Here is a 10,437-nt window from a genome sequence, read left to right on the forward strand (position 1 = left end):
GTGCTGGCGCATACGACAGGTGCGATGATCACGGCTATGGACGTCGATCACCCTCAAGACGACCAGCACTGGGATAGCCGCGAGCGCGGCGAGACAGAAATCCAACGGCTGGACCGCAATTGGAACAGCCTCCTGCAGGAGCTGCGCGTGGTGCAGACCGGGGTGCAGCTACTCACCGGCTTCCTATTGACGCTGCCGTTCCAGCAGCGGTTCGACGTCCTGGCGCCCACCCTGCGCGACGCCTACCTGATCACGGTGGGTTGTTCGGTGGGGGCGACGGTCCTGCTGATTGCCCCGGTCGGGATGCACAGGATGCTGTTCCGCCGGCACCGCCTGCAGGTTTTGGTGTCGGCCGCCCATCGGTGCGCCTACGCCGGGCTCGCGCTGCTCGGCCTCGCGTTGACCGGGGTGACTGTCATCGTGTTCGCCGCCGTAGCCGGTCGCAGCCCGGCTCTGATCGCGGGAGCATGTGCGCTCACGCTGTTTACGTTCTTCTGGTGGCTGTTACCGCTGTTGCTGCGCACTCGCGGCATGTAGCGCGAGTTCGCGGATTCGGGTGGAGTCCAGCTGGTTCAGCAGGTCCTCGGGATCGGCGAAGATCGGTGACGCGCCCGCCGCCTGCAGCTCCTCGCGCGCGGTGCCGCCGCTGAGCAGCCCGATGCACGGCAATGGGACGCCCGCAGCCGCATGCGCGTCCCACACGGCATCTCCGACGAACACGGCATGCTCGGCGCCCACCCCGGCGCGGTCCAGCGCGACCTGCACGATGCCCGGTTCGGGTTTGGCGGTGTCGACGTCCCGCGACGACGTGGTCTCCGAAATGACCTGCTCGCAATCGAGGACCTTGCGCAAGATCTCTAATTCGTCATCGGGCGCCGACGTCGCCAGCACGACTTGCAGGCCCAGGTCGGCGACCCGCCGCAGCAGCGCCCGGGCTCCTGGCAGGGGAGCGAGCAAGTGAGTGCTCTCCCGGTAGAAACGGCTGTGTCCGTCGCTCAGCCGCTTCTGAACCTCATCCGGCGCGCCCTCGGAGAGGGTTCGCACCAACGTGGAGCCGTCCATCCCGATACAGCGGTGGATCTGCCAGGCGGCCACGGGAAGGCCCTCGTCGTCGAAGGCGCGCAGCCACGCGTAGACGTGCAGATAGTTGGAGTCGACCAGGCTTCCGTCGACGTCGAATAGAACGGCGGGTTTCATCTGCGCGGCATACCCACGCCGGGGCCGGCTGACACCGACGCGCCGCGGCGTTTGGGACCGGCGGCGGCGGGTAACCGCCGTAGATGATCTCGCGATGCGGCCACCCGCCCGCAGGATGGCCACCGCAGACGAAAGCCCGATCGGCGGACCGCGTTACCCCTGAAACACATTGAGGCACAATATTTCTCGCGAGGAGGCCAGTTGGATTCCCACAGCCGTGACCCGGTCGATCATCAGCGGACCTTTCGTCAGCACGCCGGCGAAACCGTCACCAACGGTGCTAACGCGCCCGGCTTGGCGGGCTCGGCCGTCGCGGTGCTCGCCTTGATTGTGGGTCTGTTCGCGTTGGCGACCGGGCACTTGTCGGCCGGCCTGACCGCCGTGGTTCTGGCGGCGCTGTTGGGTGCGGTGAGCGCGGTGTGGCTGGCACGCACCCATCGCAAGGTGCGCGACGCCGAAATTGCCTGGCACGCCGCGAATTCCGACCAGCCAGCCCCGCCGCCCACGAGCTGACCCGGTGAGCTAACCAACGCCGTCCCGCGGGGCGCCGATCAGACGTTTGATTGCGACCATGACCGGGTAAAAACCGATCATGGTCGCGCCCGTCCCCATGCGAGCAGCAAACTATCCGGTCGAGTATGAGCGAGACTTTCCACTCCTCGGCCTCGCTGCGGTCGCGGTCTGGGCGGTCAGCCTGGCGTTCGGCCTGTTTGAGCTACTGGTGGGGCACGAAGCGGTGGCCATCGGGGCGCTGATCGTGTCGGTTGTCGCGCCGTGGCTGGGCCTGGCCCTGGCCCATTACCCCACTGCGGCCCGCCGGCTGAGGCAGCTCAGGTTCCGCCGGCGCAACTTTTTCGAGACGGTCGGTGTAACTCGCGCCTGAATTGGGTACTGCCTGCGCCACGGGATGACTACAGGAAAGTGCGTCAACCCGGCTGATTAGCAGGAAGGAACCGCCATGCCGACCGCAAGCGACTATGACGCACGCCGGGTCTCCGACATGGAAACTCAGGACAAGTCCGCGATACGCGAGCTAGCACCGACCTTGCAGGGGTTTGCCACCGCGGTGGTCGATGAGGACCCCAACGACATCCACTTCTTCGAGCTGCCCGGCGCTGACCTGTCCGGTGAGGAGCTCTCGATGACGGTGGTTCCCCAGCGCTCCGACGAGTTCACTTGCTCGAGTTGCTTTTTGGTGCAGCACCGCAGCCGGTTGCGCAGCACGAGCGCGGGCCTGCAGATCTGCGCCGACTGCGCGTAGCACCGCAACCTGGCCGGGGTTGCGGCGTTGGCGGGCAACCGATTTCAGGACTGCGCCCATTCGCGTTCGCACACGGCGCATCGCCGGGTGATCATTGCCCAGTCCGGCTCGTCCTTGACTGGCTCGCGGATCAGGTGCGCGGAGGTGTCGCCGCAGCCCGGGCAGGCGCAGATCGCGCGATAGGGCTCCACCGGTTGGGCCGCCATCAGCCGCAGGTTTTCCGCCCGGGTGAAGGGCACGATGGCCAGCGACGCGGGGTGGGGGAGCGGGTGCGGATTGTCGAACCACAACAGGCCACAAGTCACCGTGCCCACCGCCGTGAAGACGGCCAGAATCATCGTCGGGATGTCCCAGGGCCAGTTCGGCGGTAAGGGGGTCACCACGAGAGCCACCAGCACGGCGCAGACCAGCGCCCCGATGATGGTGCCGGGTTTGGCGAACCGGTAACCGCCTACGTTGAACACTTCCCAGGCCTCGATCTCCTGCTGGCGCTGGGCGATCTCCGCCAGGGTCGGGTGGCCGGGCGCCCCGGCAGGCGACGTGGCGTCAGCAAATGGCGCGGCCGATCGGCCCACCTCGCGTCGCCGCCGTTGCCCGGGCGACCGGCTCACCATCGCCATGCGGGTCGAGCTTAATGGCAAAGCCGCATGGCTGCAGCGTCAGACGCTGTGGCCGGCCGTCCTGCCAGCTGACACGAACTGGGTCGGGGTGGCGGGATTTGAACCCACGGCCTCTTCGTCCCGAACGAAGCGCGCTACCAAGCTGCGCCACACCCCGCTTGAAGCTCCGACAGCCTATCGCACCCGCCCATCGGCTGGCCAAACCGCGGTCTGCCGAGTCACTGCCACCGGCAGGATCGCTCGAACTCCGCCAGCGCCTCGGCCGGACCGCTCGGGTTGAGTCCCTGCGCGGCGACCCACTCGTCATCGAAGTAGGTGTCGTGATAGCGGTCGCCGCTGTCGGCGAGCAGCGTGACCACCGAACCGTTGCGCCGCTCGGCGACCATCTCGGCCAGCAAGCCGAAGGCGCCCCACAGGTTGGTGCCCGTCGAGGGCCCCACCCGGCGGCCCAGGACGGCGCTGACATGGCGGGCGGCGGCGATGGACGCCGCGTCGGGCACCGCCACCATGCGGTCGACCACCCCGGGCAGGAACGACGGCTCGACCCGCGGCCGGCCGATGCCCTCGATGCGCGACGAGGCGGGCATCACCAAGTCGTTCAGGTCGTTCCGACCTTCGGCGTAGGCGGGGAAGAACGCGGAGTTCTCCGGGTCGACGACGCACAACCGGGTCGCGTGCCGCCGGTAGCGGATGTAGCGGCCGATCGTGGCACTGGTGCCGCCGGTGCCCGCCCCGACGACGATCCACTCCGGAATCGGATGGGTCTCCTCGCCCATCTGCTCGAAGATCGACTCGGCGATGTTGTTGTTGCCCCGCCAGTCGGTGGCGCGTTCGGCGTTGGTGAACTGGTCCAGGTAGTGCCCACCGGTGTCGCGGGCGACGCGTTCGGCCTCGGCGTAGACCTCGCTGGACCTCTGCACGAAATGGCAACGGCCGCCCTGGGCTTCGATCAGCGCCACCTTGGACGAGCTGGTCGACGCCGGCATCACGGCGACGAACGGCAGACCGAGCAGGGCCGCGAAGTAGGCCTCCGACACCGCCGTCGATCCCGACGAGGCCTCGACCACCGTGGTGTTCTCGTTGATCCACCCGTTGCAAAGGGCGTAGAGAAACAGCGAGCGGGCCAGCCGGTGTTTCAGGCTGCCGGTGATGTGGGTGGTCTCGTCCTTGAGGTACAGCGCCACATCGGCGTCTGCGCCGTTTCGGGCCCATGCCTCCGGCAGCGGGTAGCGCAGCAGGTGCGTGTCCGCGCTGCGGCGGGCGTCGGCCTGGATCAGCCGGACCGCGTTGTCCGTCCAGCACCGGGAGTGGCTGCGGACCGCGACCCGGGCCCGCTCGGTCAACGCACCGAAACTGTTGGCTGCGAACGGCTCAGGTCGCTCGCCGAATCCCGACCGCCCATCGGCGTGGCGATCAACGTCAGCAAGGTGGCATCGGGCCGGCAGCAGAACCGCACCGGCGCGAACGGGGAGGTGCCGATCCCGGCGGAGACGTGCAGCTGCATGTTCGCGCCCCACCGGGAGGGTCCCTTCGCGCGGGAGCGGTCCAGGCCGCAGTTGGTCACCAGCGCACCGTAGACCGGCAGGCAGACCTGACCGCCGTGGGTGTGCCCGGCCATTACCAGCTGGTAGCCGTCGGCGGCGAAGCGGTCCAGCACCCGCGGCTCCGGCGAATGGGTAAGTCCCAGGCGGAGGTTCGCGGCCGGGCTGGCCGGGCCGGCGATCGTCTCGTAGCGGTCCCGGTCGATGTGCGGGTCGTCGACGCCGGCCGCTGCGACGTGCAGCCCGGCCACCTCGAACTCGCGCCGCGTGTGGGTCAGGTCGAGCCAGCCGCGCTCGGTGAAGGCCGCCCGCAGGTCCTGCCAGGGCAGCGGTTCACCATGCACCCGGTGCGACGGGTTGGTCAGGTAGTTCAGCGGGTTCTTCAGGCGCGGGCCGAAGTAGTCGTTGCTGCCGAAGACGAAGACTCCGGGCCGCGACAGCAGGTCGCCCAGGGCCTGCACTACCGCGGGCACCGCCTTAGGGTGCGCCAGGTTGTCGCCGGTGTTGACCACCAGGTCGGGTTCCCAGTTGCTCAGCTCCCGCAGCCAGGCCTGTTTGCGGCGCTGGGTCGGCAGCATGTGCAGGTCGCTGATGTGCAGCACCCGCAGCGGCGTCGAACCCGGCGTCAGGACGGGCATGGTGATCTCGCGCAGCACGAAAGCGTTGCGCTCGACGACGGCGGCGTAACCGATGCCGGCGACGGCCGAACCGAGCGCGACGGCACCGGCGCGTATCAGCGTGGGCAACGCCCCGTGACGATGCGGTCCGCGCAGCGGACCGCTGTGGAGGGGGGCCATTGAGCTTGCATCAGCCATGCTGGCAGCCTACTGCCGGTTGCGCTTTGGCAACGCATAGCTTGCGCCGCGGCGTCACGGGTCGCCCGTCTACGGGGGCGGCTGGCCCGGTGGCGGAGGCGGCGCCAGGAGCGGAATGGTGATCGGCGGCAGACCCGGGATCTCCACCACCTGCGAGCCGACCGGCACCGGCGCGCCCTCTGGCGGCGGCGGGGGTGCCGGCGGGATGCCGTTACTGACCTGGATGGTGATGATCGACCCGGGAATCGTCGCGCCGCTCGGCGAGGTTCCGACCACCTCGCCCTGCTTGGCGGAACTGTTGACGAAGTTGTTCTGGTCGGCGACCTGGAAGCCCGCTTCCTTCAGTCGGGCGCGCGCCGCATCGATGTCCAGGCCCGCGATGCTGGGCACACGCGACCCGGGTGAGCCGTCGACGTAGCGGGGATCGGTGGGCGGCAGCTGCACCGGGCCGAAATTGTTGGCGATCGGCTTCATCGCCGTGAACCAGGTGCGGGCCGGCTCGTTGCCGCCGTACAAGTCGCCCTCGCCGCAATGGCGCAGCGGCGACGAGCACAGGTCCGTCGGCGAGGGTGAGTCGTCGTAGATGTAGTTGGCCGCGGCGTAGTGGTTGGTGAAGCCCACGAAGCCGGAGGAGCGGTGCGCCTCGGTCGTGCCCGTCTTACCGGACATCGGCAGCGTCCATCCTGCGGCACCGGCCGAACCGGAGGCCGTGCCGCCGCCCACCGCGTCCTTGCTCATCGCGTTGGCCAGAGTGTTTGCCAGGCCTTCTGGCACCACCTGGTCGCAGTTCTCGGTGGTAACCGCGACCTCGTTGCCGTGCCGGTCGATCAGCTTGTCGATCGGGTTGGGCGGGCACCACGTGCCGCCGGAGGCCAGCGTCGCCGCGACGTTGGACAGCTCGAGCGCGTTGACCTCGATGGGGCCCAGCGTGAACGAGCCGATGTTCTGTCTTTTGACGAAGTCGGCCAGGCTCTCGTTGCTGTCGGGGTTGTAGTCGCGCGCGGTGCCGGGATCGGCGTAGGACCGCAGGCCCAGCTTGATCGCCATGTCCACGGTGCGGGTCACCCCGACCTGCTGAATCAGCTTGGCGAAGGCGGTGTTCGGCGAGGTGGCCAGCGCCTCGGTCACGTTCATCGACCCGCGGTAGTTGCCGGCGTTGACCACGCACCAGTTGTCCTTGGGGCAGCCCTTGGCGCCACCGCTACCCATGCCCTTGGTCTGGAAGCGCGGCGGCACGTCGAGCGTGGCGTTGATGCCCATGCCCATGTCCAGGGCGGCGGCCGTCGTGAAGATCTTGAACACCGAGCCCGCGCCGTCGCCGACCAACGAGAAGGGCTGCGGACGCATGGTTTGCCCGGCGTCGCTGTCCAGCCCGTAGGTCCGGTTGCTGGCCATCGCCATCACCTTGTGCGAGGTCTTGCCCGGCTGTATCACGCTCATGACGCTGGAGATGCCGGGCAGCGTCGGGCTCGCGAACTGGTCGATCGCCGACTTGACCGGCACCTGCACGTCGGGGTCCAGCGTGGTGCGGATCAGATAGCCGCCGCGCGCCACCTGTTCTTTGCTGATGCCGGCGCGCGACAGGTACTCCTGAACGTAGTCGCAGAAGAACGCGCGATCGCCGGCGGCGATGCAACCCCGCGGTAGCTCGTGGGGCTGCGGCAGCACGCCCAGCGGGGCGGCCTTCGCGGCGCGCAGCGCGTCGGCCTCTTGCGGGATGTTCTCGATCATCGTGTCCAGCACCAGGTTTCGCCGCGCCAGCGCGCCCTCGGGATTGGTGTAGGGGTTGAGCGCGCTGGTCGACTGCACCATGCCCGCCAGCAACGCCGCCTGCTGCCAGTTCAGGTCCGAGGCGTTGATGCCGAAGTAGGTCTGTGCCGCGTCCTGCACGCCGAAGGACCCGTTGCCGAACGACACCAGATTCAGGTAGCGCGTGAGGATCTCGGGCTTGGTGAAGGTCTTGTCCAGCGTGAGCGCCATCCGGATCTCGCGCAGCTTGCGCGCCGGGGTGGTCTCCACGGCGGCACGCTTTTCGGCGTCGGTCTTCGCCGTCACCAACAACTGGTAGTTCTTGATGTACTGCTGTTCGATGGTCGAACCGCCCCGGGTGTCGACGTCGCCGCGGGCATAGCCGGCCAGCCCGGTCAGCGTGCCCTTCCAGTCCACCCCGTTGTGCTCGGCGAATCGCTTGTCCTCGATCGATACGATCGCCAGCTTCATCGTGTTGGCGATCTTGTCGCTGGGCACCTCGAAGCGGCGCTGGGAGTACAACCAGGCGATGGTGTTGCCCTTCGCGTCGACCATCGTCGACACTGCGGGCACCTCGCCCTCGAGGAGTTGGGCTGAGCCGTTGGCGACGACTTCGGAGGCCCGGTTGGACACCAGTCCCAATCCGCCCGCGAACGGAAACATCAGCGCCGTGGCGACGACACCGGCCAGCAAGCAGTACCCCGCAAGCTTGAGGATCGTGAGGAAGGCCTGGGGGCGCTCTGACATGGCTACTACAGTAGCGGCCCCCAGTCACGCCGCCACGCTGCACGTTCGCCGACTTTTCGTCCCGTCATGACCAGCGGCTTACGGCCGTGGCGGGAAATTAATTGCGCGTGCGTCAGTTCGCGTGACCCCCAACGGGCGCGTCCAAGATCACTTCAATGCCGATCGTTTGGGACGAGACGGCACGCCCGTCCCAAAAAAAGCGTTATCGGACTGTTGCGCAATTGGGGGCTGACCACCTAACTTAGACACACGGTGAGATTCAGGTAACACCGATTTACACAGTGTGGCGTAGATCGCAGGTGAGGATCTGCACCCCAGGAGGGCGGTCGGTCGTGAGAGCGGCCGGTAGGGAAGGGAACAGTTCGTGTCAGGAACACGGCCTGCGGCGCGTAGGACAAACATTGCGGCCGCACAAGGGGTACTCCGCAGCGTTGATGCCGAAGAACGGATCGCCTGGGTTTCCAAAGCACTGTGTCGAACCACCGATCCGGACGAGCTTTTCGTCCGTGGGGCCGCGCAGCGCAAAGCGGCGGTCATTTGCCGGCACTGCCCGGTGATGCAGGAGTGTGGGGCCGACGCCCTGGACAACAAGGTTGAGTTCGGCGTCTGGGGCGGCATGACCGAGCGGCAGCGCCGCGCCCTGCTCAAGCAGCACCCCGAGGTGGTCTCCTGGGCGGACTTCTTCGACAAGAGGCGAATCCGCGGCGTCGGCTGACCCGCGGATCGACCGCTCCTGCTAGCGCAGGGGCCCTTGCGCGGCGGTGCTGGCCGCGTCATCGGCCAACGGTGCGATCTGATCGGCGAGGGCGCGCAACGCGTCCAGATCCGAGACGTCGAAGGGCAGCGACGGAACCCCGATGACGGGCACGTGCGGATTGGCCCCGGTGAACCGCGACAGCAACCTGATTTCGCGTTTGGCGGTCTGCGCGCGGTCGGCGTGAATCCTGAGCACGGCCGCGGCCAGCGACGCCGCCTCGGAATCCGTCTCGGCCTCGAGCGTTTCCGTTCCGTCGATCGCCCGCTCGGCGGGCAGCGAGCACAAGGTCGGGTGGGTGCGGTTCAAGACCAGTCCGGCCAGCGGCATGCCTTCGGTGGACAGCCGGTCGACGAAGAAGGAAGCCTCGCGCAGCGCATCGGGTTCGGCCGCCGACACCACGACGAATTGCGTGCCCCTGCGCTTCAGCAGCGCGTACGTGCGGTCGGCCTTCTCCCGGAAACCACCGAAGGTGGCATCCAGCGATTGCACGAAGGCGGCCGCGTCGCTCAACATCTGTGACCCGAGCACGGTAGACAGCGCCTTCATCGCCAAACCCATTGCGCCCGTGACCAATCGGCCGATACCGCGGCCCGGCGCGAGCAGTAGCCGCCACAACCGGCTGTCCATGAAGCTGCCCAGCCGCTTGGGTGCGTCCAGGAAGTCCAGCGCGTTGCGCGACGGCGGGGTGTCCACCACCACCAGGTCCCAGCGGTCCTCGGCCAGCAGTTGGCCGAGCTTCTCCATCGCCATGTACTCCTGCGTGCCGGCGAGCGAGCTGGCAACCGTTTGATAGAACTGGTTGTCCAGAATCGCTTGCGCGCGACCGGTTCCGGAATATTGGACCACCATTTCGTCGAACGTGCGGCGCATGTCGAGCATCATCGCGTGTAGCTCGCCGGAAACCTCGGGCGTCAGGGGAACGCGTTGCGGTGTGTTGCCCAGGTCGTTGACCCCGAGTGCCTGTGCCAGCCGCTTGGCCGGGTCGATCGTCAAAACGCAGACGTTGCGGCCGTATTCGGCCGCGCGCAACGCGATCGCGGCCGCGGTCGTGGTCTTGCCCACCCCGCCGGCGCCGCAGCACACCACCACCCGGTTGGTCGTGTCGGCCAGGATCGCCCCCATATCAAGCCTGTTCGGCGTGGTGCTCATCGAACCCCCTGCTGCGCAAGCACTTCGGACAGCTCGTAGAGGTTGCCGAGGTCGACGCCGTCGGAGATCGCCGGCAGTTCGAGCCGGGGCACCTTCAACGCGTCCAGTTGTTGTGCGATCTCGGCGCGCGCGGCAATGACCGTCGCGTGCTCGATGGTTTCGGTCAGCAGGCCCGCGAACTCGGTGTCGTTCAGCTTGATGCCGGCCATTTCCAGCCCGGTCCGCACCGAGTCCGCGTCGACGTGTCCCTCGGCGGCCTTGGCCAGGTCGGCGGGCTGCAGGTGCGACGCGATGTTGCGATTCACGATCACGCTGCCGATCGGCAGCTCCATCTCGGCGAGCTCCTCGATGGCCTCGAGCGTTTCCTGCACGGGCAGCGCCTCCAACAGGGTGACGAGGTGGATCGCGGTCTGCTCGGAGTGCAGCAGCTTCACCACGCCCTCACTCTGCGAGTGCACCGGGCCGCCCTTGGCCAGATCCGACACGGCCTTGGTGACGTCCAGGAAGCGGGCGATCCGACCCGTCGGCGGTGCGTCGACCACGACCGCGTCATAAACCGGAAGCCGGTTTTTGTCGACCCGCACCACCGATTCCTTGATCT

General features: G+C 67.8%; 12 protein-coding genes and 1 tRNA gene. 5 read left to right on the forward strand and 8 right to left on the reverse strand.

The features are described from left to right. Positions 1 to 36: 36 nt before the first annotated feature. Positions 37 to 537: a DUF6328 family protein gene (locus tag A5695_RS22430; protein ID WP_068087475.1), complete on the forward strand. Its 501-nt coding sequence runs from the start codon at positions 37 to 39 to the stop codon at positions 535 to 537. Here the strand turns inward: A5695_RS22430 and A5695_RS22435 are convergent. Beyond that, positions 505 to 1,197: an HAD family hydrolase gene (locus A5695_RS22435; protein ID WP_068087437.1), complete on the reverse strand. Its 693-nt coding sequence runs from the start codon at positions 1,195 to 1,197 to the stop codon at positions 505 to 507. The genes A5695_RS22430 and A5695_RS22435 overlap by 33 nt on opposite strands. Positions 1,198 to 1,398: 201 nt before the next feature. Here A5695_RS22435 and A5695_RS22440 point away from each other — a divergent pair, with 201 nt between their 5' ends. The 3 genes from A5695_RS22440 (at position 1,399) to A5695_RS22450 (ending at position 2,458) form a co-directional block, all read left to right on the forward strand. Next, entirely contained in the window at positions 1,399 to 1,710 is a 312-nt protein-coding gene (locus tag A5695_RS22440) for a hypothetical protein (protein ID WP_068087440.1), read from the forward strand. Positions 1,711 to 1,789: 79 nt separating this feature from the next. Then, positions 1,790 to 2,080, forward strand: coding sequence for a hypothetical protein (locus A5695_RS22445; RefSeq protein ID WP_068087443.1), 291 nt, complete (start codon positions 1,790 to 1,792; stop codon positions 2,078 to 2,080). A gap of 75 nt (positions 2,081 to 2,155) precedes the next feature. Continuing rightward, a complete protein-coding gene (locus tag A5695_RS22450; RefSeq protein WP_068087447.1) occupies positions 2,156 to 2,458 on the forward strand; it encodes a DUF4193 domain-containing protein in 303 nt (100 codons plus the stop codon). 44 nt (positions 2,459 to 2,502) lie between these two features. On the opposite strand, the gene A5695_RS22455 is transcribed toward A5695_RS22450, so the two are convergent. The 5 genes from A5695_RS22455 to ponA2 form a co-directional block, all read right to left on the reverse strand. Continuing rightward, the gene (locus A5695_RS22455; protein ID WP_068087450.1) at positions 2,503 to 3,078 is read right to left on the reverse strand and encodes a hypothetical protein; all 576 of its coding nucleotides are present in this window, start codon (positions 3,076 to 3,078) and stop codon (positions 2,503 to 2,505) included. A gap of 83 nt (positions 3,079 to 3,161) precedes the next feature. Next, positions 3,162 to 3,235, reverse strand: a tRNA-Pro gene (locus tag A5695_RS22460). Positions 3,236 to 3,296: 61 nt separating this feature from the next. Then, the gene (locus tag A5695_RS22465; protein ID WP_068087453.1) at positions 3,297 to 4,421 is read right to left on the reverse strand and encodes a PLP-dependent cysteine synthase family protein; all 1,125 of its coding nucleotides are present in this window, start codon (positions 4,419 to 4,421) and stop codon (positions 3,297 to 3,299) included. Beyond that, a complete protein-coding gene (locus tag A5695_RS22470; protein ID WP_082946254.1) occupies positions 4,418 to 5,416 on the reverse strand; it encodes a metallophosphoesterase in 999 nt (332 codons plus the stop codon). The genes A5695_RS22465 and A5695_RS22470 overlap by 4 nt, the downstream gene beginning before the upstream one ends. A gap of 87 nt (positions 5,417 to 5,503) precedes the next feature. Then, positions 5,504 to 7,930: a transglycosylase/D,D-transpeptidase PonA2 gene (gene ponA2, locus A5695_RS22475; RefSeq protein WP_068087459.1), complete on the reverse strand. Its 2,427-nt coding sequence runs from the start codon at positions 7,928 to 7,930 to the stop codon at positions 5,504 to 5,506. A gap of 364 nt (positions 7,931 to 8,294) precedes the next feature. Here ponA2 and A5695_RS22480 point away from each other — a divergent pair, with 364 nt between their 5' ends. Continuing rightward, positions 8,295 to 8,645 (forward strand): WhiB family transcriptional regulator, encoded by a 351-nt coding sequence (locus A5695_RS22480; protein WP_068087463.1) that lies wholly within the window; start codon positions 8,295 to 8,297, stop codon positions 8,643 to 8,645. 21 nt (positions 8,646 to 8,666) lie between these two features. On the opposite strand, the gene A5695_RS22485 is transcribed toward A5695_RS22480, so the two are convergent. Further along, positions 8,667 to 9,836: an ArsA family ATPase gene (locus A5695_RS22485; protein WP_068087466.1), complete on the reverse strand. Its 1,170-nt coding sequence runs from the start codon at positions 9,834 to 9,836 to the stop codon at positions 8,667 to 8,669. Further along, positions 9,833 to 10,437: ArsA family ATPase (locus A5695_RS22490; RefSeq protein ID WP_197515594.1), on the reverse strand; the 605-nt coding region annotated here is incomplete at its 5' end. The genes A5695_RS22485 and A5695_RS22490, both read right to left, overlap by 4 nt.

This window comes from Mycobacterium sp. E1747, assembly GCF_001667775.1.
Taxonomy (GTDB): domain Bacteria; phylum Actinomycetota; class Actinomycetes; order Mycobacteriales; family Mycobacteriaceae; genus Mycobacterium.